17 protein-coding genes and 4 pseudogenes are annotated in these 26,053 nt (G+C 60.3%); 11 read left to right on the top strand and 10 right to left on the bottom strand.

Annotated features, from left to right (window positions below):
- Positions 1 to 4 precede the first annotated feature (4 nt).
- Complete coding sequence (locus RHM58_RS05810) at positions 5 to 952, bottom strand: choline ABC transporter substrate-binding protein (RefSeq protein WP_201198419.1); 948 nt, start codon at positions 950 to 952, stop codon at positions 5 to 7.
- Positions 953 to 1,385: 433 nt separating this feature from the next.
- Here RHM58_RS05810 and RHM58_RS05805 point away from each other — a divergent pair, with 433 nt between their 5' ends.
- Both RHM58_RS05805 and RHM58_RS05800 read left to right on the top strand, forming a co-directional pair.
- Positions 1,386 to 2,762 carry an L-serine ammonia-lyase gene (locus RHM58_RS05805; RefSeq protein ID WP_201198417.1) on the top strand — a complete coding sequence of 459 codons (1,377 nt, stop codon included), beginning with the start codon at positions 1,386 to 1,388 and terminating at the stop codon, positions 2,760 to 2,762.
- A 613-nt stretch (positions 2,763 to 3,375) separates the two neighbouring features.
- Complete coding sequence (locus RHM58_RS05800; protein WP_322269853.1) at positions 3,376 to 4,479, top strand: GlxA family transcriptional regulator; 1,104 nt, start codon at positions 3,376 to 3,378, stop codon at positions 4,477 to 4,479.
- 169 nt (positions 4,480 to 4,648) lie between these two features.
- On the opposite strand, the pseudogene RHM58_RS05795 reads toward RHM58_RS05800, so the two are convergent.
- From RHM58_RS05795 to choX, 6 genes and pseudogenes are all read right to left on the bottom strand, one after another.
- Positions 4,649 to 4,913 (bottom strand): annotated as a pseudogene (locus RHM58_RS05795) (hypothetical protein).
- A 386-nt stretch (positions 4,914 to 5,299) separates the two neighbouring features.
- On the bottom strand, positions 5,300 to 6,463 hold the full coding sequence (locus tag RHM58_RS05790; RefSeq protein WP_201255498.1) for a gamma-butyrobetaine dioxygenase: 1,164 nt from the start codon (positions 6,461 to 6,463) through the stop codon (positions 5,300 to 5,302).
- Between the two features lie 13 nt (positions 6,464 to 6,476).
- Positions 6,477 to 6,953: a thioesterase family protein gene (locus RHM58_RS05785; protein WP_322269851.1), complete on the bottom strand. Its 477-nt coding sequence runs from the start codon at positions 6,951 to 6,953 to the stop codon at positions 6,477 to 6,479.
- A gap of 154 nt (positions 6,954 to 7,107) precedes the next feature.
- Complete coding sequence (locus tag RHM58_RS05780) at positions 7,108 to 8,073, bottom strand: L-carnitine dehydrogenase (protein WP_201198400.1); 966 nt, start codon at positions 8,071 to 8,073, stop codon at positions 7,108 to 7,110.
- A gap of 209 nt (positions 8,074 to 8,282) precedes the next feature.
- The gene (locus RHM58_RS05775; protein ID WP_201198398.1) at positions 8,283 to 9,170 is read right to left on the bottom strand and encodes a 3-keto-5-aminohexanoate cleavage protein; all 888 of its coding nucleotides are present in this window, start codon (positions 9,168 to 9,170) and stop codon (positions 8,283 to 8,285) included.
- A gap of 76 nt (positions 9,171 to 9,246) precedes the next feature.
- Positions 9,247 to 10,191 (bottom strand): choline ABC transporter substrate-binding protein, encoded by a 945-nt coding sequence (choX, locus tag RHM58_RS05770; RefSeq protein ID WP_322269849.1) that lies wholly within the window; start codon positions 10,189 to 10,191, stop codon positions 9,247 to 9,249.
- A 209-nt stretch (positions 10,192 to 10,400) separates the two neighbouring features.
- On the opposite strand from choX, the gene RHM58_RS05765 reads away from it, so the two are divergent.
- Complete coding sequence (locus tag RHM58_RS05765) at positions 10,401 to 11,345, top strand: GlxA family transcriptional regulator (RefSeq protein WP_322269848.1); 945 nt, start codon at positions 10,401 to 10,403, stop codon at positions 11,343 to 11,345.
- Between the two features lie 135 nt (positions 11,346 to 11,480).
- On the opposite strand, the gene RHM58_RS05760 is transcribed toward RHM58_RS05765, so the two are convergent.
- From RHM58_RS05760 to RHM58_RS05750, 3 genes and pseudogenes are all read right to left on the bottom strand, one after another.
- The gene (locus RHM58_RS05760; RefSeq protein WP_322269847.1) at positions 11,481 to 11,897 is read right to left on the bottom strand and encodes a DUF3010 family protein; all 417 of its coding nucleotides are present in this window, start codon (positions 11,895 to 11,897) and stop codon (positions 11,481 to 11,483) included.
- A gap of 89 nt (positions 11,898 to 11,986) precedes the next feature.
- Positions 11,987 to 12,160, bottom strand: a pseudogene (locus tag RHM58_RS05755) (helix-turn-helix domain-containing protein); the annotation flags it as partial.
- A 7-nt stretch (positions 12,161 to 12,167) separates the two neighbouring features.
- Positions 12,168 to 12,569 (bottom strand): lysozyme inhibitor LprI family protein, encoded by a 402-nt coding sequence (locus RHM58_RS05750; protein ID WP_201198387.1) that lies wholly within the window; start codon positions 12,567 to 12,569, stop codon positions 12,168 to 12,170.
- Between the two features lie 231 nt (positions 12,570 to 12,800).
- On the opposite strand from RHM58_RS05750, the pseudogene RHM58_RS05745 reads away from it, so the two are divergent.
- The 8 genes and pseudogenes from RHM58_RS05745 to RHM58_RS05710 all read left to right on the top strand — a co-directional run bounded on the left by RHM58_RS05745 (position 12,801) and on the right by RHM58_RS05710 (position 25,921).
- Positions 12,801 to 13,777: pseudogene (locus RHM58_RS05745) on the top strand (dipeptidase).
- A gap of 78 nt (positions 13,778 to 13,855) precedes the next feature.
- Complete coding sequence (locus tag RHM58_RS05740; protein ID WP_201198383.1) at positions 13,856 to 14,386, top strand: DUF5943 domain-containing protein; 531 nt, start codon at positions 13,856 to 13,858, stop codon at positions 14,384 to 14,386.
- A 15-nt stretch (positions 14,387 to 14,401) separates the two neighbouring features.
- Positions 14,402 to 16,462: a dimethylglycine demethylation protein DgcA gene (gene dgcA / locus RHM58_RS05735; RefSeq protein ID WP_129440520.1), complete on the top strand. Its 2,061-nt coding sequence runs from the start codon at positions 14,402 to 14,404 to the stop codon at positions 16,460 to 16,462.
- A gap of 218 nt (positions 16,463 to 16,680) precedes the next feature.
- On the top strand, positions 16,681 to 18,630 hold the full coding sequence (dgcB, locus tag RHM58_RS05730; protein ID WP_322269845.1) for a dimethylglycine demethylation protein DgcB: 1,950 nt from the start codon (positions 16,681 to 16,683) through the stop codon (positions 18,628 to 18,630).
- Complete coding sequence (locus RHM58_RS05725) at positions 18,630 to 19,850, top strand: electron transfer flavoprotein subunit alpha/FixB family protein (RefSeq protein WP_322269843.1); 1,221 nt, start codon at positions 18,630 to 18,632, stop codon at positions 19,848 to 19,850. Before dgcB ends, RHM58_RS05725 begins: the two co-directional genes overlap by 1 nt.
- Before the next feature lie 15 nt (positions 19,851 to 19,865).
- Positions 19,866 to 20,636: an electron transfer flavoprotein subunit beta gene (locus RHM58_RS05720; RefSeq protein WP_322269842.1), complete on the top strand. Its 771-nt coding sequence runs from the start codon at positions 19,866 to 19,868 to the stop codon at positions 20,634 to 20,636.
- Positions 20,637 to 20,761: 125 nt separating this feature from the next.
- Positions 20,762 to 21,328: a GNAT family N-acetyltransferase gene (locus RHM58_RS05715; RefSeq protein WP_322269841.1), complete on the top strand. Its 567-nt coding sequence runs from the start codon at positions 20,762 to 20,764 to the stop codon at positions 21,326 to 21,328.
- 1,141 nt (positions 21,329 to 22,469) lie between these two features.
- Positions 22,470 to 25,921 (top strand): annotated as a pseudogene (locus RHM58_RS05710) (GMC family oxidoreductase N-terminal domain-containing protein).
- Positions 25,922 to 26,053 lie beyond the last annotated feature (132 nt).

Below are 26,053 nucleotides of genomic sequence, written 5' to 3'. Positions count from 1 at the left end.
GCGATTACTGCGCGAGCTTGGCTTTCACGGCCTCCAGGCCTGGTTTACCGTCAATGGTGGTCACGCCAGCGAGCCAGGTATCAAGCACCTTTGGATTCTTTTTCAGCCAGGCCTTGGCAGCTGCGTCAGGCTTCATCTTGTCGTCCAGGATGTTGCCCATCAGCGAGCTTTCCATGTCCACGGTAAATTCCAGGTTCTTCAGCAGAGTGCCGACGTTGCTGCATTCCTGGACGTAGCCCTTGCGGGTGTTAGTGGCCACCGTGGCCGCACCGAAGTCCGGGCCAAAGAAGTCATCGCCACCGGTCAGGTATTGAATCTTGAAGCGCTTGTTCATCGGGTGCGGTGCCCAGCCGAGGAAGACCACGGCGGTATCGCGTTTCTGGGCGCGGTCGACCTGCGACAGCATCCCCGCTTCGCTGGACTCGACGACTTTGAAGCCAGCGTCTTTGAGGCCGAAGGCGTTCTTGTCGATCATGGTCTGGATCAGGCGGTTACCGTCGTTACCCGGTTCGATGCCGTAGATCTTGCCGTCGAGTTCTTTCTTGAATTTGGCGATGTCGGCGAAGTCATGCAGCCCTTTGTCGTACAGCGCCTGCGGCACGGCGAGGGTGTACTTGGCGCCGACGAGGTTGGTGCGAACGACGTCAACGCTACCGGCATCGCGGTAGGCCTTGATGTCGTTTTCCATGGTCGGCATCCAGTTACCGAGGAACACGTCCATGTTCTTGCCGTCGGCCAGGGACTTGTAGGTCACGGGCACGGAAATCATGGTGGTCTTGGTTTTGTAACCCAGGGCGTCGAGTACAACGCTGGTGGTTGCGGTGGTGGCGGTGATGTCGGTCCAGCCGACATCAGAGAAGTTTACGGTGCTGCATTGAGCGGGTTCTGCGGCTTGAGCCAGTAACGGCAGACTCAGCATGGCGGCCAACAACAACGACGGGGAACCTTTCATGGGTGGACTCCTTTGTGTTTTTTTGGCAGTGTTCCGATTGGACCACCGCACTTATGGGTTGCGGTTGGATGGCGTTTTGGAGACAGCTCTACCACGGCGCCTTGCAATCGAGTCGATACGATCATGTACCAGTGAAAATCTGACGCCTACAGGGTGCGTCGTAACCAGTACAGGGATGGTCGCATCCAGTGTCAGTGACGTCGTTTACAGCTTTTTTAAGCCCTGTTTGCCCCTCTGAACCGCAAAAAACGGCGAAAGCGCTACGTAAAAGACACGCGGCGTTGGTGGACATGAGTGCGTCGGTGTGAGACGTCGAACGACATGACAAAAGCCTGATGATGCGGCCATCTCGGCGGATTGCAGCTTGAGCGTAGCAGCTCCGTCACTGGGCGCTTTTGCGTCCGGAGTTGGCACATCCAGGAGTTCGGCAGTAATGGCTATCAGCGTTTTCGACCTGTTCAAAATCGGCATTGGCCCTTCCAGTTCGCACACCGTCGGGCCTATGCGGGCAGCGGCGTTGTTCGTGCAAGGTTTGCGTGAGCAGGGTCTTTTGGAACAAGTAAGACGCGTCGAAGTTCAGCTTTACGGTTCGTTGTCGGCCACCGGCATCGGTCACGGCAGCGATAACGCCGTGATCATGGGCCTGATGGGCGAGTGGCCGGACGCGATCGACCCGTCGCAAATCGGTATCCGCATCGAGAGCCTGCGCGAAACCCACACCTTGTTGCTCGACGGACGCTTGTCAGTGCCATTCATTTGGGCTCGGGACATGCGCCTGATCGACGAGAACCTGCCGTTTCACCCGAATGCCATGACTTTAATTGTAGAAGGCGATCACGGTGAACTGCACCGTGACACCTACTATTCGATTGGCGGCGGTTTTGTCGTCGATGAGGCGCAAGCCTCCAGCGGTGTGGTGGACCTGGATCGCACCGTGTTGCCCTACGACTTTTCCAGTGCAGTAGAGCTGCTTGAGCTCTGCCAGAAGCACAATCTGCGCGTGGCCGAGTTGATGATGGCCAACGAGAAGGTCTGGCGCAGCGAAGAGGAAATCCGCAGCGGCCTGATGAAACTCTGGCGCGCCATGCAGGATTGCGTCGATCAGGGCCTCAAGCACGAAGGCATCTTGCCCGGCGGATTGAATGTGCGTCGGCGGGCGGCCAAGTTGCATCGCAGCCTGCAAGAGCTGGGTAAGCCTAACGTGATCGGCTCGACGTTGAGCGCGATGGAATGGGTCAACCTGTTCGCCCTGGCGGTCAACGAAGAGAACGCGGCCGGCGGGCGTATGGTCACGGCGCCGACCAATGGCGCGGCGGGGATCATTCCGGCGGTGTTGCACTACTTTATGAAGTTCAGCGAGGTGGTGACCGAGGCCAACGTCGTCGACTATTTCCTCAGTGCCGCCGCGGTGGGGATTCTCTGCAAAAAGAACGCATCGATCTCTGGGGCCGAAGTCGGGTGCCAGGGTGAAGTCGGCTCGGCGTGCGCCATGGCGGCGGCCGGGTTGGCGGAGATTCTTGGCGCTACGCCTGAGCAGTTGTGCAACGCGGCGGAAATCGGTCTGGAACACAACCTTGGCCTGACCTGCGACCCGGTCGGCGGTCTGGTGCAAGTGCCATGCATCGAGCGCAATGCGATTGCCGCAGTGAAAGCGATCAACGCGGCGCAGATGGCGTTGCGTGGTGATGGTCAGCACTTTATCTCGCTGGATCGGGTGATCCGCACCATGCGCGATACCGGTGCCGACATGCATGACAAATATAAAGAGACATCGCGCGGTGGGTTGGCGGTTAGTGCGGTGGAGTGTTGAGGCCACTTGGTTCACTGGTGAAGTGATTTTCTGTGGCGAGGGAGCTCGCTCCCGCTCGACTGCGCAGCAGCCGCAAAGCCAGCCAGCGCGGTTCATCTGAAAGAACTGGGTTGCAGGTTTCAGGGCCGCTTCGCGCCCCAGCGGGAGCAAGCTCCCTCGCCACAGAAATCCCTGTTGCCAGAGAAGACCAGTCAAAACTGCGCGCTAAGTGAACACCCGCTCCAAAACGCGCCACCTTTTAGCGCGTCGTAATCAGACAAGCCACTTTCCCCGGATCCGGGATCCATGTTGGCCATTACCGCCTGTCACCTGTGCTTGCGGTGACACTCTTCTCCAGCACGTCGCAGCCCCTGTTCCCACAAGTGCTACCGATTTGCTCACAGCCTGCGGCGCAGCGCATTTGCTCGCGTTGATGGCACTTATAACCCCCATTCTGCGCACGGCTTATATAGACACGCCGCGACGTCGTTTTCAGGAGTTATTGAATGACCATTCAACTTTAGGCATGGCAATTGCTCTGTCATTACAAAGCCCGTCTCCCACGCGAGAACGATGGCAATAACAAGAGCCTCCGCCTGAGGCCATCACCCGCTTTGTGTGAGGAGATACCGCGATGACGACGTTCAACTCCGGGGCTCAACCCCAGAACCGTGCGCCTCAATCCATCGGCTTTTTGCTGCTGGACAATTTCACGCTGATTTCTCTGGCCTCCGCAGTAGAACCCCTGCGCATGGCCAACCAATTGTCCGGCCGCGAGCTGTATCGCTGGACCACACTCACCGTCGACGGCGGCCAGGTCTGGGCCAGTGACGGTCTGCAGATCACCCCCGATTGCTCCATGCACAAAGCGCCGGCCCTGGACACCATCATCGTCTGTGGCGGTATCGGTATCCAGCGCACCGTGACCCGCGAACACGTGTCGTGGCTGCAAAGCCAGGCCCGTCAGTCCCGTCGCCTCGGCGCGGTCTGCACCGGCAGTTGGGCCTTGGCCTGCGCCGGTCTGCTGGACGGCTTCGATTGCAGCGTGCACTGGGAATGCCTGGCCTCGATGCAGGAAGCTTTCCCGCGCGTGGCCATGAGCACCCGGTTGTTCACCCTCGACCGTAACCGCTTCACCAGCTCCGGTGGCACCGCGCCGCTGGACATGATGCTGCACCTGATCAGCCGTGATCACGGTCGTGAGTTGTCGGCTGCGATCTCGGAGATGTTCGTCTACGAGCGCATCCGCAACGAGCAGGATCACCAGCGCGTACCGCTCAAGCACATGCTCGGCACCAATCAGCCGAAGTTGCAGGAAATCGTTGCGCTGATGGAAGCCAACCTGGAAGAGCCGATCGACCTCGACGAACTGGCGGTGTACGTCGCCGTTTCACGCCGTCAGCTGGAGCGGCTGTTCCAGAAATACCTGCACTGCTCGCCGTCGCGCTACTACCTGAAACTGCGCTTGATCCGTGCCCGGCAGTTGCTCAAGCAAACGCCGATGTCGATCATCGAAGTGGCGTCGGTGTGCGGGTTTGTTTCCACGCCGCACTTCTCCAAGTGCTACCGCGAATACTTCGGCATTCCGCCGCGTGACGAGCGCGTAGGGTCGAACACCACGCAACAGGTGGCGATGATGCCATTGCCGCAAGCGCTGGTGCTGCGCCGTTGTCCGGGCCGTTCGTCGGCGTTGAGTCAGGCGCGTAATGAGTCGACCTTCGCCAGCGTAAGGCTCTAAACCGCACGGGCTACTGTGGCGAGGGAGCTTGCTCCCGTTGGGCTGCGAAGCAGCCCCAAAACCGGTATGTGCGGTCGTTCAGACAATCCGCATTCGCTGGTTTTGCGACCGCTTCGCGGTCGAGCGGGAGCAAGCTCCCTCGCCACATGAAGCTGCTCAGTGCTGATATTCAGGCACTACGGCTCTGCTGGTAAACGGCCAACGCCGGCAGCAATTGCTTGTCGATCGCCTGGCAGCACGGCCGGCAGGATGGTCGCGCTGCTGGTGTACATTTGCTTGACCATGGTGCGCAGCGTCATCGCCCGCTCATCGTTCAAACCTCGCACTGCACACTCGCATGCCTGCTCCGCTGTTGCGCCGCTCGGCACTTGAAATCCTAACGACTTCAGTTGGCCCAGCAGGTCTTCCTGGTCAATCAAATCGGCGTACATCATGACGCAATCCTTCTTCAGGGAACGGTGTCGTGGCTCGATTCTGGTAGGGGCACGGGGTGTCGGCAAGGACGATTTGTCGCAATGGCCGCAATACCTATGAACAGGTCGTTTTCGGCTAACTCGCCGGGGCAGGGAGTAGGCACACTGGATTCAGCTGGCTTCACGAAGGTTTGGTCACCCTCGCGCAACAGCTCCTCAACAGTACCCTCTGCCCCGATCCTGTGACGGCTTGATCGGGGCTTTTTTTGCCTTTCAGTCAGGAGGTTTTGTGTGGATTCAGAGACCGCTTTCGCGAGCAAGCCCGCTCCCACAGTTGACCGAGTTCTATCAGAAGAATGCGGTCAACTGTGGGAGCGGGCTTGCTCGCGAATGAACGATGACGCGGTTTAGCGCTGTAACACGAGGATGCGCGACAACAACTCATCCCGATCCACATAACACCCCTGGAAATGCCGGGCGCCGGTAGCTGGGTCAAACGCGTTGCGGGCATGGAGCGTGCGACGATTGTCGAAGCACCACAACTCGCCGGGATTAAGCCGCGTCATCACCCGGAACCGCGCCTCGCGGGTCATTGCAATAAAGCGTCGGTAGGCGCGATACAGCTTGGGCATCTGCTCCGCCGAAGCATCGAACGGCCCACGCAAAAAGTTCGCCATGCGGATCTCTGACACCTGCCCCAACGCATCCAGCGCAATGATCGGCGCCAGGCAGCGGTAGTCGCTGTGGCGGTCCTTGTTGCGGAACTCCACGGGGATTTCACACAGAGCTTTGAACGACTCGGGATCTTCCTGGCGCAACGCCTCGGCAATCGCAAAACCGTCGACAAAAATACTCTCGCCACCCTCGGCGTCATTGACCAGGCAATGCAGAAATTGCAGCCCCGGTTGTAACTCGCGAGTCGGCAGGTCGCTGTGCAGCGGCAGGTTGAAAGCGGTGTAGGCATTGCTGTCGGCATTGGCTTTGGATTGCACGTTGAACAGCACGCCGAAATTACTCTCGCGGATGAAGGAAATCCGCTGGGCGATCAGCTTTAACGAGCCGGGTTCGGTGGGTATGCCGCGCACCTGAGTCAGACCGATATCGCGCACCGCCAGCAGCCATTGCAACAAGGCGTCGCTGTCGTCCATCAGTGCTTGATACTCGAACACCGGCAGCTTCAGCTCGCTGTTCCATAATCTGGATTTTGGCTTGCCTGCCTGACGCTCGGCACGGGATTCGTCGTCATACGCATGCGCCCGCAGCCAGCCCGGATCGAAGCGGCTGAGATGACCGTCCTGCCAATCGATGCACAGACAACCCTCAGCATCGATGCGCGCCTGGGTCGGTGTCAGGTCTTCAGCGACATCAACGATTTCCAGTACTTGTTCGCGGGTCACGGTGTAGACGCATTGCGGACACGGGCAGTTATCCCGCAGCCATTGATGATGAAAGGGGCTGGCCCGGCCATCGGCCCATTTCACCAGGACGCGGTCCGCCAGCGTCTGCGCGCCGGCCAATGCGCTGATCAACGGGTAGGTACGGAAATCGGCAAATGCAGCGGCGGTGTTCATGACGGGCTCCTTGTTATTTTTGTGTGGGCAGTGCGATCACTCGGCCAATGTAGTCAGGGGTTGGCAGATCGGTTTGCTCGGCGACGATGGCTTGCAGTTTGCTCAAGGTTTCTGCGCTGAACGGTGCGGAGCGCGGCCCGGCGAGATCGACGTGCAGCAGCATTTGTTCGTCGCCGGCCAGTTCCTTGTCACCGCCTACCAAGTGGAGGCTGTGGTAGAGGTGCAGGCGTTTTTGGTCGTGAGCGATGATCTGGGTGTGCACTTCGACGTCGGCGTCGAGCTTCACTTCGTGCAGGTAATTGAGGTGCAGTTCGAGGGTGAACAGCGAATGACCGCTGGCTTCGCGGTTGTTGCTGTCCATCCCCAGGCGATCCATCAGCGCGTCGGTGGCGTAGCTGAAGATCAGCAGGTAGAAGGCGTCGCGCAAGTGGCCGTTGTAGTCGACCCAGTCGGGGAGGATTTTGGTTTGGTAGGTGGTGAGGGTGGGCATGGGTGAGGTTCCGATGTTGGTGGTGACTGAGCTGTCGCCTTCGCGAGCAAGCCCGCTCCCACAGGGGATTTGTGGTGTGAACACTGTCTATGTCACAACGCAGAACCAATGTGGGAGCGGGCTTGCTCGCGAAGGGGCCAGGCCTGCTGACTGGTTACTCGCTGAAGGCCATTCCATGCTTCTCTTTGGTGGTCTTCACCGCCTCCAGCACCGCCAGCAGGCAATCATCACGATAGCGCTCCAGTGCCGAAATGCTGTGCGTACCCAACTGATCACTGGTCCCATCCACCACATCATCAATTAACTTGTCCGTCAGCTCCGGCGCCGGCAGATACGTCCACGGTAACTGCAACGCCGGTCCGAACTGCGCCATGAAGTGCCGCATGCCAGCATCACCACCCGCCAATGTGTAGGTCAGGAAAGTGCCCATAAACGACCAACGCAACCCGGCGCCAAAGCGAATCGCATCGTCGATTTCACCGGTGGTCGCCACACCGTCGTTGACCAGGTGCAGCGCCTCACGCCATAGCGCTTCGAGTAAACGGTCGGCGATAAAACCCGGCACTTCCTTGCGTACATGCAGCGGGCGCATGCCCAAGGATTCATAGACTTTTATCGCCGCTTGAATGGCGTCTGGCGCGGTGTTTTTGCCACCGACCACTTCCACCAACGGCAGCAGATAAACCGGGTTAAACGGATGCCCGACCACGCAACGTTCCGGGTGGGTCGAACCTTCGTAGAACTCGCTCGGTAAAAGCCCCGAGGTGCTGGAGCCGATCAGTGCGTTGGGCTTGGCCGCCGCGCTGATTTTGCCGTGCAATTCGAGTTTCAGTTCCAGGCGTTCAGGGGCACTTTCCTGGATGAAATCCGCGTCGCGCACGCACTCTTCAATCGTCGCGACAAAGCGCAGACGATCCTGTGATGCACCCGGTGCCAGGCCTTGTTTTTCCAGAGCGCCCCAGGCATTGGCGACACGCTTGCGCAGGGCCGCTTCGGCACCGGGCGCCGGGTCCCACGCCACCACGTCGAGGCCGTGGGCGAGGGCGCGGGAGACCCAACCGCTGCCGATGACACCGCTGCCCAGCGCGGCGAAGGTTTTGATTTCGGTGATAAAGCTCATGGCGACTTCCTAAAGAGATTCAGTGAACCCCTGTGGGGCGGACTTTTGTGGCGAGGGGGCTTGCCCCGTTCGGCTGCGAAGCAGTCGTAAACCATCGCATGCGGTATGCCTGACACACCGCGGTTGCAGGTTTTAGGGCCGCTTCGCGACCCAACGGGGGCAAGCCCCTCGCCACGCAAGCCCGCTCCCACAGGTGAGGTGTGTGGGGGTTAACCGCGCTTGGTCAGGCCCATTTTTGCCCGGCCTTCCGCTGGGGTCAGGACACGAGCGCCGAGGCGGCTGAGGATTTCGCTGGCGCGTTCGACCAGCTGGCCGTTAGTCGCCAGCACGCCTTTGTCCAGCCACAGGTTGTCTTCCAGCCCGACCCGTACGTTGCCGCCGAGCAGCACCGCTTGTGCGGCCATCGGCATTTGCATGCGACCGATGCCAAACCCGGCCCAGACTGCGTCGGCCGGCAAGTTGTCGACCATGGCTTTCATGGTGGTGGTGTCGGCCGGCGCGCCCCACGGGATGCCTAGGCACAGCTGGAACAGCGGGTTGTCGAGCAAGCCTTCCTTGATCATCTGCTTGGCGAACCACAGGTGACCGGTGTCGAAGATTTCCAGCTCGGCTTTCACGCCAAGCTCTTGAATGCGTTTGGCGCCAGCGCGCAGCTGGGCCGGGGTGGAGACGTAAATGGTGTCGCCATCGCCGAAGTTCAGGGTGCCGCAATCGAGGGTGCAGATTTCCGGCAGCAGTGCTTCAACGTGGGCCAGACGGGTCAACGGGCCGACCAGGTCAGTGTTCGGGCCGAACTCCATCGGATTTTCGCCCGCGCCGATTTCCAGGTCGCCGCCCATGCCGGCGGTGAGGTTGACGATGATGTCGACGTCCGCCTCGCGGATACGCTCCATCACTTCGCGGTACAGCGCCACGTCACGGCTGAACTTGCCGGTTTCGGGGTCGCGAACGTGGCAGTGGACCACGGTGGCGCCAGCCTTGGCGGCTTCCACGGCGGCGGCCGCGATTTGTTTCGGGGTGACCGGCACGTGTGGGCTTCTGGCGGTCGTGTCGCCAGCACCGGTGAGTGCGCAGGTGATGATGACGTCGTGGTTCATGAGGCGAGTTCCTTGCAGGCGTGATGTGTCCGGACGCAGCCCTTCACGGGCTGCGAGTCGGTTATTGATGTCGGATTTATTTACTGGTCAATTGCAGGTTGTCGGCGGCCGGTTTGCCATCGAAGGTGGTCACACCTTCGAGCCAGCGCTGCTTGTCTTGCGGGTGATCTTGCAGCCATTGCTTGGCTGATGCGAAGGCGTCCTTGTGATCCAGCAGCGGCTGCATCATCCGGCTCTCATCGGCGGCGGTGAACGTCAGGTTGTTCAGCAAACGGCTGACGTTCGGGCATTGTTCGGCGTATTTCGGTGCGGTGACGGTCCAGACCGTGGCCATGCCTTCGTTCGGGCCCAGGGCGTCGTCGCTGCCGGTGAGGTAGGTCATTTTCACGTTGACGTTCATCGGGTGCGGCGCCCAGCCGAAGAACACCACGGCTTCGTTGCGGCGCACGGCGCGATCCACCGCCGCGAGCATGCCGGCCTCGCTGGACTCGACCAGCTGGAATTTGCCGAGGCCAAACTGGTTCTTGGCGATCATTGCCTTGATCTGGGTGTTGGCGCCCGAGCCTGGCTCGATGCCGTAGATCTTGCCGCCCAGTTCTTTTTCGAACTTGGCGATGTCGGCGAAGGTTTTCAGGCCTTTGTCGGCGAGGTAAGTCGGTACGGCGAGGGTCGCGCGGGCGTCTTTCAGGCTCGGCGCTTCCAGCACTTTGACCTGCTTGCCATCAACGAACGGGGTGATGGTCTGGGTCATCAGCGGGTTCCAGTAGCCCAGGAACATGTCCAGGCGCTGGTCGCGGATCCCGGCGAAGATGATTTGCTGGGACGCGCTGGTTTGTTTGGTGTTGTAGCCGAGGCCATCGAGCAATACCTGAGTCATGGCGCTGGTGGCGATCACATCGGTCCAGTTCACTACACCCATGCGTACGTTCTGGCACGCGGCGGGGTCGGCGGCCATGACACTGGCGCTCAAGAAAGCGGTACCGCTGAGTGCAAGAACACAGCTGCTGATCAGTCGTTTCATGGTGGGTTCCTCGGCAGGTCGTTATTGTGGGTCCCGGTGTCTTCGTGCGCCGGTGATGCCAAGTTACGCAGCTAAGCCCCCATGAAAGCGCACTGCGGCGACCAGCTCTTGCACTGCAGCGACCTGACCTCTTGAATGCCGTGGACAACTGGCGTATCAACGTCCACACGCTTCCCGCCCTCTCGTTACCTGCCAGTCGAGTGCGCTCCATGTCCCAGGATTTCTACTTCATGTTGATGCCGGGTTTCTCGGCCATCGGTTTTATCTCGGCAATTGAGCCGCTACGGGTCGCCAATCGCTTTCGTGGCGAGCTGTATCGCTGGCATGTATTGAGTGCCGATGGCGGCGCGGTGTTGGCCAGCAACGGCATGTCGGTCAACGCCGACGCGGCGCTGGAGCCGCTGAAGAAAGGCGCGACGCTGTTGGTGATCGCCGGTTTCGAACCGCTGAAATTCGCTACCCCGGCGCTGGAGCACTGGCTGCGCCGGCTGGACAACGAAGGCGTGACCCTCGGCGCCATCGACACCGGCAGCTTCGTCCTTGCCGAAGCTGGCTTGCTCGACGGCCATCGCCTGACCCTGCACTGGGAAGCCATCGACGCGTTCAAGGAATCTTATCCACAGCTCAGCGTCACCCAGGAACTGTTCGAGATCGATCGCCGCCGCATCACCTCGGCGGGCGGCACCGCGTCCATCGACCTGATGCTCGACCTCATCGGCCAGGCCCACGGCCCGGAACTGGCGATCCAGGTCAGCGAACAATTCGTGCTCGGCCGCATCCGCCCACGCAAAGACCACCAGCGCATGGAAGTCGCCACGCGTTATGGCATCAGCAACAAGAAGCTTGTGCATGTGATTGGAGAGATGGAGCAACACAGCGAACCGCCGCTGAGCACGCTGGATTTGGCGGAGTCAATAAAGGTGACCCGGCGCCAACTGGAACGCCTGTTTCGCCTGCACCTGAACGATACGCCGAGCAACTTTTATCTGCGGCTACGGCTGGAGAAGGCCCGGCAGTTGTTGCGCCAGACGGATATGAGCGTGCTGGAAGTGAGCATCGCGTGCGGGTTTGAATCGCCGTCGTATTTCACCCGCAGTTATCGGGCGCGGTTTGAGCGGTGTCCGCGGGAAGACCGGCGTACCGCGAAGGTCTGAGCCAGACACAAAACCAATGTGGGAGCGGGCTTGCTCGCGAATGCGGTGCATCAGTCGAGATTTGAAGTGACTGACCCACCGCATTCGCGAGCAAGCCCGCTCCCACAGTTGATCTTCATTGTCTGGGAGAGAGGATTATTTCTTCATCAGCGCAGAACACGCCGCTTTGAACGCCTCATGCTGATACTTGTTCAGCGACCCCGGCAGTTCAAAATCAAACTTCTTGTTCTGCGCATTGATCGTCTGCGGCGACAGCAGCGTCACCTCGCAATTGTCCAGTAACTGGAAAACGCCCTCGATCTTGAACGTGGTCGGCCCACCGGCAAACTCACCTTTCTTGCTGCGCTTCTTGATCGCAATCCGATCAATGGCATTCTCACGCACAAACGAGGCGACCTGAGCGGCGAAGACTTTGACGTTGGCGGCCTCGTCGTCATCGTCCAAAGCAATTTTCTTGGTGGCCAGGGCGACGTGGCTCAGCGCCTGACCGTCGAGGGAGGCCACGGCGATGATCGCTTCGCTGCCTTTGATTTCGATGCCGCAGATTTTCATTTGAATCCCTTAACTGGCTGATGGCGTGCAGCTTACAGCTCAAGCTGATCGGCGTTGATGCCAAATGCGGATGCAATCTTCTCGCGGGTTTACTTGCGGGGCTTCGAAACGCTTTCTAGCTCGGCAAAGGCCGATTGCGAAACGCCCATGCGTTCGGCAACTTCATCCTGAGTAAGGTTCAGGTATACACGCCAAGCCTGAACCGGGAGCGCGCCGTCGGTGATACGGATGACTACTTCGTGGGGGATCATATTGTTTTCCATTACAGCCTCACTCCTGCGAAATCGACTCCAAAAACTCCGACCGTTCATCACTCATCCGTGCCACGCAATCATTCTGCGCAATCGTGAACGCCTTGCTACCACTCGTCGCCGGAAACGCTTCCACCGCGCAATCCGCATCCCGAGTCTTCAACCATTGCTGCTGGGCAACCTTGAGTTTTTCGGTGATATCACCCAACTGCGCCTTGTTTTTGCCATAAACCGACTGCAAGCGCTCGTTCAGCCCCTGGAAGTTGTCCTTGAGCAGTTGTTCGGCGGTGGTTCTGCTGTAGGCCGAGCACTCCAGGGTCTGGACGTCGTTTTCGACGGCATCGCAGGGGTTGTTGTCGGACTCTTCAGCCGCCTGTACGCCGGTCGCTATCAGTGCCAAAGCCAGGAAGATCGATTTCATTGCGTCGCCCTAAATCCAGTAAGCATCCAGTAATGCGCCGAATTCTGGCCCAAGCGGACGGCATTGAACAGCCGGGTGATGAGACTCGATAACGACCCTTTGTCGCAGATTGACGCTTTCGGCAAACCCCCTGTCGTTTTTGCACCCGGCTGCCCCGGTCCTCAGGCATATGCTGGCCCCAAAGCGCCGGCACACGATTCGGCGCATGAATCGCTAATAGGGGACTGCCTGATGAGCCCAGCCGAATTGCACGCCGACAGCATCGTTATCGACGGGCTGATTATCGCCAAGTGGAACCGCGAACTGTTCGAAGACATGCGCAAGGGCGGTTTGACCGCAGCCAACTGCACTGTGTCGGTGTGGGAAGGCTTCCAGGCCACTATCAATAACATCGCCGCGAGCCAGAAGCTGATCCGCGAGAACAGCGATCTGGTGATCCCGGTGAAAACCACCGCTGACATCCGTAAAGCCAAGGAGCAGGGTAAGACCGGGATCATTTTCGGTTTCCAGAACGCCCATGCCTTTGAAGACCAACTCGGCTATGTCGAGATCTTCAAGCAGCTCGGCGTTGGCGTGGTGCAGATGTGCTACAACACCCAGAACCTCGTCGGCACCGGTTGCTACGAGCGTGATGGTGGGTTGTCGGGCTTCGGTCGCGAGATCGTCGCCGAGATGAACCGCGTGGGCATCATGTGCGACCTGTCCCACGTGGGTTCCAAGACTTCCGAAGAAGTCATCCTCGAATCCAAAAAGCCAGTCTGCTACTCCCACTGCCTGCCGTCGGGTCTTAAAGAGCACCCGCGCAACAAGTCCGATGAAGAACTGAAGTTCATTGCTGACCACGGCGGTTTTGTCGGCGTGACCATGTTCGCGCCGTTCCTCGCCAAGGGCATCGATTCGACCATCGACGACTACGCCGAAGCCATCGAATACACCATGAACATCGTCGGCGAAGACGCCATCGGCATCGGCACCGACTTCACCCAGGGTCATGGCCAGGATTTTTCGAAATGCTGACCCACGACAAGGGCTACGCCCGCCGTCTGACCAGCTTCGGCAAGATCATCAACCCGCTGGGCATCCGCACCGTCGGCGAGTTCCCGAACCTGACCGAGACGCTGCTCAAGCGCGGCCACTCCGAGCGCGTGGTCCGCAAGATCATGGGCGAGAACTGGGTCAACGTCCTCAAAGACGTCTGGGGCGAATAAGCCGCCGCATCTGAAGAATCCTTTCCCCCGGCCGTCCGCGCCGGGGGCAACACCCAAATTTTCTGGAGTTAAGTTTCCATGGCCAAGATCGCCCCGCAATTGCCAATCGAAGTCGACAGCGAAACCGGTGTCTGGACCTCCGACGCCCTGCCAATGCTGTACGTACCGCGTCACTTCTTCGTCAACAACCACATGGGCATCGAGGAAGTGCTGGGCAGCGACGCCTACGCCGAAATTCTCTACAAGGCCGGCTACAAATCCGCCTGGCACTGGTGTGAAAAAGAAGCTGAATGCCACGGTCTGGAAGGCGTCGCGGTGTTCGAACACTACATGAAACGCCTGTCGCAACGCGGCTGGGGCCTGTTCAAGATCCAGGACATCGACCTCGACAAAGGCACCGCCAGCGTCAAGCTTGAACACTCGGCGTTCGTCTACGTGTACGGCAAGGTCGGCCGCAAGGTCGACTACATGTTCACTGGTTGGTTTGCCGGTGCCATGGACCAGATTCTGCAAGCCCGCGGCAGCAGCATCCGCACCGTTGCCGAGCAAGTCTACGGTGGCTCCGAAGAAGGCCACGACGACGGTTTGTTCACCGTCAAGCCGTTGTAAGTCGAGGACCCCGCCATGGCTTTCGAAGCAATGTTCCAGCCGATCCAGATCGGCAAACTGACCATCCGTAACCGCGTGCTCAGCACCGCGCACGCCGAGGTTTATGCCACCGACGGCGGCATGACCACCGACCGGTACGTCAAGTATTACGAAGAGAAAGCCAAGGGCGGGATCGGCCTGGCGATTTGCGGCGGTTCCTCCAGCGTGGCCATCGACAGCCCGCAAGGCTGGTGGAAATCGGTCAACCTGGCCGATGACCGGATTATCCCGCACTTCCAGAATCTGGCCGATGCCATGCACAAGCATGGCGCCAAGATCATGATCCAGATTACCCACATGGGCCGACGCTCGCGTTGGGACGGCGAGCATTGGCCAACCCTGCTGTCGCCATCGGGCATCCGTGAACCGGTGCACCGTGCGACGTGCAAAACCATCGAGCCGGAAGAAATCTGGCGGGTGATCGGCAACTACGCCACCGCGGCTGGTCGCGCCAAGGCCGGTGGCCTGGACGGCGTTGAACTGTCGGCGGTGCACCAGCACATGATCGACCAGTTCTGGAGCCCGCGCGTCAACAAGCGTACCGACGAATGGGGCGGCAGCTTCGAGAATCGCATGCGTTTCGGCCTGGAAGTCCTGAAGGCTGTTCGCAAGGAAGTCGGCCCGGATTTCTGCGTCGGCATCCGTCTGTGCGGTGACGAGTTCCACCCGGACGGCTTGTCCCACGAGGACATGAAGCAGATCGCCAAGTACTACGACGACACTGGCATGATCGACTTCATCGGCGTGGTCGGTTCGGGTTGCGACACCCACAACACCCTGGCCAACGTTATCCCGAACATGAGTTATCCACCGGAGCCATTCCTGCATTTGGCGGCCGGTATCAAGGAAGTGGTGAAGGCTCCGGTGCTGCACGCGCAGAACATCAAGGACCCGAACCAGGCAACGCGGATTCTGGAGGGCGGCTACGTCGACATGGTCGGCATGACCCGCGCCCACATCGCTGACCCGCACCTGATCGCCAAGATCAAAATGGGCCAGGTCGACCAGATCAAACAATGCGTCGGTGCCAACTATTGCATCGACCGTCAGTACCAGGGCCTGGACGTACTGTGCATCCAGAACGCCGCGACCTCCCGTGAATACATGGGCGTGCCGCACATCATCGAGAAATCGACCGGTGTGAAACGCAAAGTCGTGGTGGTCGGTGCCGGTCCTGCCGGGATGGAAGCGGCTCGCGTGTCGGCCGAACGTGGCCACGACGTGACCCTGTTCGAGAAGAAAGAATTCATCGGCGGGCAGATCACCACTGCTTCGAAAGCCCCGCAACGGGACCAGATTGCCGGTATCACTCGCTGGTTCCAGCTTGAGCTGGCGCGGCTGAAAGTCGACCTGCGCCTGGGCGTGGCCGCCGATGCGGCGACCATTCTCGACCTGCGTCCGGACGTGGTGGTGCTCGCGGTTGGCGGCCATCCATTCCTGGAGCAGAACGAACACTGGGGCGCGGCGGAAGGCCTGGTGGTCAGCAGTTGGGACATCCTTGACGGCAAAGTAGCGCCGGGCAAGAACGTGCTGGTCTACGACACCATTTGCGAATTCACCGGGATGTCCACTGCCGACTTCCTCGCCGACAAGGGCAGCCAGGTCGAGATCGTCACCGACGACATCAAACCGGGCGTGGCGATTGGCGGCACATCGTTCCCGACGTACTACCGCAGCATGTACCCCAAAGAAGTGATCATGACCGGCGACATGATGCTGGAGAAGGTCTACCGCGAAGGCGACAAGTTGGTGGCGGTGCTGGAAAACGAATACACCGGCGCCAAAGAGGAGCGGGTGGTGGACCAGGTCGTCGTCGAAAACGGCGTGCGTCCGGACGAAGAAATCTATTACGCGCTGAAGGAAGCGTCGCGCAACAAAGGCCAGATGGACATCGAAGCCTTGTTCGCGATCAAGCCGCAGCCATCGCTGAGCCAGGCGGGTGACGGCTACTTGCTGTTCCGCATCGGCGACTGCGTGGCCCAGCGCAACACCCACGCGGCGATCTACGACGCCCTGCGGTTGTGCAAGGATTTCTAAGCGCATCACCACCATCACTGTGGCGAGGGGGCTTGCCCCGTTGGGCTGCGAAGCGGCCCCAAAATCAGCCAATGCGGTCTGTCAGTAAGAACGCGTTGGCCGGTTTACGACTGCTTCGCAGCCGAACGGGGGCAAGCCCCTCGCCACAGGTAGGTGCCAGGCCTTCATCGGCACGCACATGAACCCGTGCAAGACCCCGAGGTCTTTGGGAGCTCCACATGTTGAACACCCTTCTTCCAATCCTGCTGTTCGCTGCCCTGGGCCTGGGTGTCCTGGGCGCGTTGCGGCGGGTGGCTATGTGGCGCCGGGGCCGGGCTTCGAAAGTCGACCTGATCGGCGGCCTGCTGGCCATGCCCAAGCGCTACATGGTCGACTTGCACCACGTGGTCGCGCGGGACAAATACATCGCCAACACCCACGTGGCCACGGCCGGTGGTGCGGTGGCGTCCATCGTGCTGGCAATTCTGGTGCACGGTTTTGGCCTGCATAACCGCTTCCTCGGCTATGCACTGTTGCTGATGACGGCGGTGATGTTCGTCGGTGCGATTTTCATGTTCCTGCGCCGTCGCCACCCACCGGCCCGCCTGTCCAAAGGGCCATGGATGCGTTTGCCCAAAAGCCTGTTGGCATTCTCCGCGAGCTTCTTCCTGTTGACCCTGCCGGTCGCCGGCATCCTCCCGGAAAACTTCGGCGGTTGGCTGTTGGCGGCAATCCTCGGTGTCGGCGTGCTCTGGGGCGTCTCGGAATTGTTCTTCGGCATGACCTGGGGCGGACCGATGAAGCACGCCTTCGCTGGTGCCCTGCACCTGGCCTGGCACCGTCGCGCTGAACGCTTTAATGGTGGCCGTTCCACCGGTTTGAAACCGCTGGACCTGAGCGACCCGACCGCGCCGCTGGGCGTGGAAAAACCCAAGGATTTCACCTGGAACCAACTGCTCGGTTTCGACGCCTGCGTACAGTGCGGTAAATGCGAAGCAGCGTGCCCGGCGTTCGCCGCCGGCCAGCCGCTGAACCCGAAAAAACTGATTCAAGACATGGTCGTTGGCCTGGCCGGTGGCACCGACGCCAACTTCGCCGGCAGCCCGTACCCAGGCAAAGCCATCGGTGAACACGCCGGTAACCCGCATCAACCGATCGTTAACGGTCTGGTGGACGCCGAAACCCTCTGGTCCTGCACCACCTGCCGCGCCTGCGTCGAGGAATGCCCGATGATGATCGAGCACGTCGACGCCATCGTCGACATGCGCCGCCATCTGACGCTGGAAAAAGGCGCCACGCCAAACAAGGGCGCCGAAGTCCTGGAAAACCTGATCGCCACTGACAACCCTGGCGGCTTCGCCCCAGGCGGGCGGATGAACTGGGCGGCGGACTTGAACCTCAACCTGCTCAGCGAGAAGAAGTCGGTCGACGTGCTGTTCTGGGCCGGCGACGGTGCCTTCGACATGCGCAACCAGCGCACTTTGCGCGCCTTCGTCAAAGTGCTGAAAGCGGCCAAGGTCGACTTCGCGGTGCTCGGTCTTGAAGAACGCGACAGCGGTGACGTGGCCCGACGCCTGGGCGACGAAGCGACCTTCCAGTTGTTGGCCAAACGCAACATCCAGACCCTGGCCAAATACAGCTTCAACCGCATCGTCACCTGCGACCCGCACAGCTTCCACGTGCTGAAAAACGAGTACGGCGCCTTCGACGGCAACTACCTCGTGCAGCACCACAGCACCTACATGGCCGAAATCATCGACGCTGGCGCCCTGAACCTCGGCCAGCACAAAGGCACCAGCGTGACTTATCACGACCCGTGCTACCTCGGTCGCTACAACGGTGAATACGAGGCGCCGCGTGAAGTGTTGCGCGCCCTCGGGATTGAAGTGAAGGAAATGCAACGCTCCGGTTTCCGCTCGCGCTGCTGCGGTGGCGGTGGCGGTGCGCCGATCACCGACATTCCGGGCAAGCAACGGATCCCCGACATGCGCATGGACGACATTCGTGAAACCGGCGCCGAACTGGTAGCTGTGGGTTGCCCACAATGCACCGCGATGCTCGAAGGCGTGGTCGAACCGCGTCCGCTGATCAAGGACATCGCCGAACTGGTGGCCGATGCATTGCTCGAAGACGCCGCACCGAGCAAGCCGAGCACCCCGGCCAAACGTGAACCTGCGGAGGCCCACTGATGAGCGACATTATCCGCCGCGACCCCCGCGCCGAATGGATTGCCCGTAACCGTTTGCACCCGCTGCACGCGGCGATGCAACCGGCGCAACACAGCTGGATGGGCCCGAACGGCGTCATCCGCAAGAATCTGCATGGCATTGGTTTTATCGGGCCTAACGGCATCAAGCGCATCGACCGCAGCGGCGCACAGCAGGGCGGGGCGACCAAACGTTCGGCCGCCGTTGAAGTGCAACTGCCGCTGCATCAAGTGCCTGCACCAGCGTTTTACATCTGCGTGGTGCCGGACATGGTCGGCGGTCGCTTGAGCAGCCACGACCGCGACTTGCTCGGCCTCGCTCATCAGTTGGCCGGCAACGACGGCGCGGTGCTGGCAGTGGTTTTCGGCGAACACAAAGAAAACGCTTTCGCCACCGCAGGTGTCGATCGCTTGCTGGTGCTCGATGGTGATGAATTCAGCGGTTATGCACCGGAACAACGCGTCCAGGGCCTGCGGGCTGTGGATAACCAGTTCAACCCGCGTCACTGGTTGCTGCCGGACAGCCGCAGCGGTGGTGGCGAACTCGGTCGACGCTTTGCCGCGGCACTGGGCGAACGCCCGGCCACGCGGGTCTGGCAGGTCAAGGACCAGGAATGCATCGGCCGCGCCGGTGCGGGCTTGCAAGACCTTGCGCGCCCGGTAGCACGCTTGATTCTGGCCGCTGTTGAATGCGCCGAACCTGTCAGCGAAACCCGTCACGAAGCCTTGCCGGTGGAGTTATCCACAGCCGTGGTTCGTAGCCTGTCACGTATCGAAGATTTGGGCGCGGTGGCGGTGGACCCGGCGGCGATTCCAATGGCCGAAGCTGAGTTCATTTTCTCTGGCGGCAACGGGGTCAAGGACTGGGGACTTTTCCACAGGACAGCCGAAGCATTGGGCGCTACCGAAGGCGCATCGCGGGTGGCGGTGGACGATGGGTTCATGGCCCGCGACCGTCAGGTCGGTGCGTCGGGCACCTGGGTCACCGCACGGGTTTATGTGGCCGTGGGGATTTCCGGGGCGATTCAGCACCTGCAAGGCATCGGTGCCTGCGACAAGGTGGTGGCGATCAACCTCGATCCTGGCTGCGACATGATCAAACGGGCCGACCTGTCGGTGATCGGCGAGAGCGCCGAGATTCTTCAAGCCTTGATCGATGCGATAGCGGCTTATCGCAACGACGCCAAGCGCGATGCGGCTTAAGGGAAGGAAAGGGTTATGAGTACTAACGTCATCAGCCTGGTGTCCATCGGCGCCCACCCGACCTCCGGCCGGCCACGCCGCGCCGAACAGGACGCGCGCGCCGTGGAACTGGGCCTGCAACTGGCTGGGGATAACCTGCAAGTGCTGCATGCCGGCGACGTCGCGGAACCTGCATTGCGTGCCTATTTGGGCATGGGCCTGGAACAACTGCATGTTCTGGAACAGCCGGAAGGCGCCGACGCGCTGCCGGCGTTGACTGCTTATCTTCGCGATGCCGGGGCGCAGGTCGTGCTGACCGGCAGCCAGGCTGAAACCGGTGAGGGCTCTGGCATGTTGCCGTTCCTGCTGGCTGAAAGCCTCGGCTGGCCGCTGGTGGTGGGACTGGCTCAGGTCGAATCCATCGACGGTAATTCGGCCCTGGTGTTGCAAGCGTTGCCACGTGGTCAACGCCGTCGCTTGAAAGTACGGCTGCCGTTTCTGGCGACTGTGGATAACGCAGCGCCGAAGCCTCGGCAAAGCGCTTACGGCCCAGCCCGGCGTGGGGTGTTGCAGGCTGAAGACGTCGAAGTCATCGACGATGAACTGCTGGCGGTCGCAACCCTGCAACCGGCCAAACCACGGCCTAAACGCCTGAAAGTGATCAAGGCCAAAAGCGGCGCAGACCGCATGAAAGCCGCGACGGCCAAGGCCAGCGGTGGGGGCGGGCAGGTGCTTAAAGGCGTCACTGCGCAAGCCGGGGCCGAAGCAATTCTGAAGTTGTTGATTGAAGAAGGCGTCGTCCGCTAACAGATAACCAGCGTAGATCTAATAATGTGGGAGCGGGCTTGCTCGCGAAAGCGGACTGACATTCAACATTGATGTCGACTGAGTCACCGCTTTCGCGAGCAAGCCCGCTCCCACAGGGGGAAATAATGGCAGTTGAATTTCGTTCGGCCCTGCGCGCGGATGCGCGGGAGATTGCTCGCTTGTTTCAGATTTCATCGGAAGGTGCCGCGGATTACATCTGGAGCCAACTGGCGCAGCCCGGCCAGGACTTGCTGGATGTCGGTGCCAGTCGCTACGCCCGTGACGACGTCGACTTCTCCTGGCAGAACTGCCTGATCGCGCAGGCTGAGGGGAACGTCATCGGCATGCTGCACAGCTACGTGATGCGTTACGACCCGCTGGCCGCTCCCGTCACCGATCCGGTCCTGGCGCCGTATGCCACGATGGAAATCCCCGACACCCTTTATATTTCGAGCCTGGCGCTGCATGAAGGCTGGCGCAATCAGGGCTTGGGCCAACAATTCCTCGCCTACGCGTACGACCGGGCCAATCAGCTGGGGCTCAACGGCTTGAGCTTGATCGACTACGCGGCCAATACCGGCGCCTGTCGGTTCTATCAACGGCATGGCTTCCGTATCGTCGACACCTGCCAGATCACACCGCACCCGATGATTCGGGTTACCGGCAAGGCTTATCTGATGTATCGGCCATAAGGCATGTGAACCCAATCCCTGTGGGAGCGGGCTTGCTCGCGAAGAGGCCGTCACATCCAACATCAATGTCGCCTGATTCACCGCCTTCGCGAGCAAACTCGCTCCCACATTTGTTCGATGTCGATCAAAGGTTATGGCCATACCCACAATCCCCAGGGATTTTTGGATTTACCCACAATCCCTGTTAGTCCTTCTGTGGATAACATGTTCGCCCCTCGCTACACCCCACGCCAATCAAGCCCCGCAACCCTTCGTACAAAAAACAACCAGCCTAACCCGTGGTTTTTTCGAGCTTTTTCCCGAGGATAACTTTGCCCGCGCGCCAATACTTGCCCCCAATCTCTGTTGGCGCTTCTGTGGATAAGATGTTCGCTGTCCGCTGCAGGCCATATAAACCGGGGTTGTGACGCGTCTGATTAAAAAACAACCAAATCACTGTTTTACGCCGACAAACCGCCTGTAAACCCCGATTTATCAAGCCTTAGGCAGGTTTTCCACAGAGCCGTCAAAGTTGCCCCCAAAGTCTGTTGGCGCTTCTGTGGATAAGGTGTTCGCCATCCTCTGCAGCCCATATAAAACATGGCTTGTAGGCTGTAGATCAAAAAACAACCAATTGCCATCCAGAACCCTGCTTCTGGATAAGTCACGGTTTTTCTTCACTAATTTTCAAGCGTATTCCCAGTAAATCCATACTTGTCCCCATTTGCTGTGGGTGGAGGTGTGGATAACTTGTTCGCTAAACCCTACAAGCCACGCCCCGCATAGGCCTGAACGTAATAGATCAGATTTCATACAGGTCTAAGGCACTTCCTTGACTTCAATCTGCCGCCTGTCTTCACTAACCATTTACCAAGGACAACCGTTACTTATCCACATCTGGTTCAGGGAGAACGCGTGATGGATAGCCAGCCACACCACCTGCACCCCACTCCCTGCACGGCCTGCGTCCCGGTTCCTGCGACTTCGCTGCGTAAGCGCATCCATCGCCGAGCGGCCAATCAGCGTGCCCGTCTATAGCGCTTGACCCCTCCAACGCCACAGCTTTGCTGTCGCTGAGTTCGCTCAGTGGCCAGGTGTCCGTTCGCCCATTGATAGCAGGCAACCGCAGAGTTGCCCCATCAGCCTGAGAGAGGAAAAACCCATGACCCGGATCGCAACGCCCATCAGCGACATCAAGGAACACTACGACGTGATCGTCATCGGCTCCGGCTATGGCGGCGGGATCGCGGCTTCGCGCCTGTCCCGGGCCGGTAAGCGGGTGTGCCTGCTGGAGCGCGGTCGGGAAATGCAGCCCGGCGAGTACCCCAACACCATGATCGCGGCCACCGAGGAGTTGCAGGTGCATGACCCGGACGGCCACATCGGCTCGCGTACCGGGTTGTTCGACCTGCACGTCAATGCCCAGCAGAACGTGGTGGTCGGTTGTGGCTTGGGCGGCACCTCGCTGATCAACGCCAACGTCGCCCTGGAACCGGAACCCGGTGTGTTCGACGATCCGCGCTGGCCGCTGGCGGTGCGCGAACATCGCGACACCTTGCTCAAGGACGGCTACGCCCGGGCCCGGGAAATGCTCAAGCCCATGCCGTATCCCAGCACCTCGCCGGTATTGCCCAAACTCGAAGCCAACAAAAAATCGGCGGATTACCTCAAGCAAGGCGCGCACTTTTACCGGCCGCCGATCAACGTGACCTTCGACAAGCTGCCGAACAACCTCAACCACGTCGGCGTCGAACAACTGCCTTGCAACCACTGCGGCGACTGCGTCTCGGGCTGTAACAACAAGGCCAAGAACACCACGCTGATGAACTATCTGCCAGACGCCTCGAACCACGGCGCGGAGATTTTCTGCCAGGCCGAAGTGCGGCACCTGGAGCGCGACGGCGATGGCTGGATCGTGCACTTCCAATACCTGGACAGCGGTCGCGAGACGTTCTCGGCGCCGACGCTGTTCGTCAAAGCCGACATCGTGGTGGTGTCCGCCGGGACCCTGGGTTCCACCGAAATCCTCCTGCGTTCCCGGGACAAAGGCCTGTCGACCTCCAACCAGCTCGGCGAAAACATGAGCGGCAACGGTCGACATCCTCGGCTTCGGCCATAACTGCGAACAGCCGATCAACGGCATTGGTTTCGGCGCGCATCCGGCCAAGGAGCTGCACCCGGTCGGCCCGTGCATCACCTCGGTCATCGACATGCGCACCGAAGGCGACTGGCGCAGCCGCATGGTCATCGAAGAAGGCTCGATCCCCGGCGCCCTCGGCCGGCCGATGGTACCGAGCATGGCCGGGTTCGCCGAGCTGATCGGCGTGGCGACCGACGACAGCTTCACCGGCAAGATGAAATACAAGGAGCGCGAAGCCGAAAGTTTCCTGCGTGGGCCGTATTACGGCGCGCTGCACAACATGCAGACCTACCTGATCATGAGCCACGATGACGGCAAGGGCCGGATGGTGCTCGACAGCAAGGATCAGTTGCGCATCGATTGGCCCGGTGTTGGCGAGCAGGAAAACGTCAAACTCGGCAATGAGCGCCTACACCTGAGCACCAAGGCGTTGGGCGGGGTTTGGGTCGAGAATCCGATCTGGACCGAGTTGCTCAAACACAGCATCGTTTCGGTCCACCCGTTGGGCGGTTGCGTGATGGGCGAGGATGCGGGGCAGGGCGTGGTCAACCACAAGGGCCAGGTGTTCAGCGGTGTCAGCGGCACTGACGTGTATGCCAGTTTGTACGTGACCGACGGCGCAGTGATTCCGACATCCCTGGCGGTCAATCCGCTGCTGACCATCTCGGCAGTAAGCGAGCGCAACATGGGCCTGCTGGCGGCTGATCGTGGCTGGCAGATCGATTACACGTTGCCTTCAGCGCCGCGCAAACAAGTCGCACCGCCGACCCTCGGCGTGCAGTTCACCGAAACCATGAAGGGCTACTTCTCCAAGGACTTCACCCAGCCTCAGGGCACCGACCTGCCGTTGTATGAAGCAGCAGCCACTCGCGGCGAATCGGAAAACTCGCCCATCGAGTTCACCCTGACCATCACCGCCAACGACCTCAACCGCATGATCAAGGAACCGGAACACGCCGCCACCCTGGTTGGCACGCTGGATGCGCCGGCCTGTCGCCGCAGCCGCGACTGCCAGCAATGGCGTGTTCAACCTGTTCGAGCAATACGAAGAACAGGTCGGCGTGCGCCACATGAAATACGACATGAAGCTGACCGCCGAGGACGGCCAGGACTATTTCTTCAGCGCCTTCAAAACCGTGCCGGAAGACAACGGCGTGCTGAACATCTGGCACGACACCAGCACGCTGTACGTCACGCTGTATCGCGGGCCGGACAAGACCGGTGCAGTGATCGGTTCCGGGGTGATGCATATTCACCCGACCGATTTCGCCAAGCAAATGACCACCATGAAGGTGCTCAACGCCCGCAACGAGCGCGAGCGCATTGAAGGCCTGGCACGCTTCGGCAAGTTCTTCGCCGGGATTCTCTGGGAGAGTTATGGCGGCGTGTTTGCCGGCGACATCTACTTCAACCCCGACGCACCACCGCGGCTGAAACGACCGCTGGATGCGCCAACTCCGAGCGTGCATTTCTTCCCGACCGAGGACAACGTCGAACTGCGCCTGACCCGTTATCAGGGTGGCACCAAAGGCCCGGTGATGCTGGTGCACGGGCTGGGTGTGGGCTCGAATATTTTCTCCACCGACACCATCCAGACCAACCTGCTGGAGTACCTGTGCAAGCACGAGTACGACGTCTGGTTGCTGGATTTGCGGGTGAGCATCCTGCTGCCGGCGAGCAAGAAGGAATGGAATGGCGACCAGATCGCCGAGTACGACTTCAAGGCTGCCATCGGCCAGATTCAGCAAGCGACCAAGGCCGCCGACGTGCAGTGCGTGGTGCATTGCTACGGCGCGACGACCTTCTTCATGTCGCTGCTGGCCGGGCTGCAAGGTGTGCGGTCAGTGGTTTGCTCGCAGATAGCCGCCGATACCGTCGTGGCCACGGCCACCGGGCTCAAGGCCGGTTTGCACTTGCCGGGGATGCTCGATGCCATCGGGGTCAAATCCCTTACCGCCTACGCCGACAACAAGGAGAACTGGTTCAACAAACTCTACGACAAAGCCCTCAACGGCTACGCCCGGATCGAGGCCCAGGGCTACTGCACCAACCCGGTGTGCCACCGCATCACCTTCATGTACGCGTCGTTGTACCGCCACGACACCCTCAATGAAACCTTGCACGACAACCTGCACGAGCTGTTTGGCGAGTCGAACATGCAGACCTTCGAGCACCTGGCGCTGATCGTGCGCAAAGGTCATCTGGTGAACTTCAAGGGTGAAGACGTTTACATGTCGCACTTCGACCGGTTGAGCATGCCGATCTGCTTTATCAGCGGGGCGGACAACCAGTGCTACCTGCCGGAGAGCACGCTCAGGACCTATGAGCGGGTGTGCAAGGTCCACGGGCCGGAACGCTATAGCCGGCAGGTGGTGCCGGGTTATGGCCATATCGACTGCATGTTCGGCAAGGACGCGGTGGTGGATGTGTACCCGATCATCCTGCAACACCTGGAGAAGACCGCCCTCGGCTAACGCAAATCCCCTGTGGCGAGGGAGCTTTTGTGGCGAGGGGCTTGCCCCGTTGGGTCGCGAAGCGGCCCCAAACCGGTGTATGCGGTCCATCAGGAGAAACCGCATTCGCAGGTTTACGACTGCTTCGCAGCC

The sequence above is a fragment of the Pseudomonas sp. 10S4 genome (genome assembly GCF_034344865.1).
Classification (GTDB): domain Bacteria; phylum Pseudomonadota; class Gammaproteobacteria; order Pseudomonadales; family Pseudomonadaceae; genus Aquipseudomonas.
This window is presented reverse-complemented; position numbering and strand designations above follow the sequence as displayed.